This is a genomic window from Photobacterium sp. DNB22_13_2 (genome assembly GCF_052873915.1).
In genome coordinates this window covers 1-270 of sequence record NZ_JBNNXU010000147.1, presented here as the reverse complement: position 1 = coordinate 270, position 270 = coordinate 1, and the positions used below count along the sequence as shown (strand labels likewise).

General features: G+C 65.2%; 1 protein-coding gene. It reads left to right on the top strand.

Translation table 11 applies throughout. From position 1 onward, the window contains the following. A partial coding sequence (locus tag ACVA58_RS28155) for a molybdopterin-binding protein (protein WP_446513532.1) occupies positions 1 to 270 on the top strand: 270 nt, incomplete at both ends.

Here is a 270-nt window from a genome sequence, read left to right as displayed (position 1 = left end):
CTCGAAACCGCCTTTCGCACCGCCGCCGAGAACGCCGATGCAATCATCACCTCAGGCGGCGTGTCCGTCGGCGAGGCCGATTTCACCAAACAGATGATGGCCAAGCTCGGCGACGTGACCTTCTGGAAGATCGCCATGCGCCCAGGCCGCCCAATGGCCTTCGGACGCATCCACTCCAACGGCCGCAGCGCCTTCCTGTTTGGCCTGCCGGGCAACCCGGTGGCGGTGATGGTGACGTTCTATCACTTCGTGCGTGGCGCGCTGCTGCGC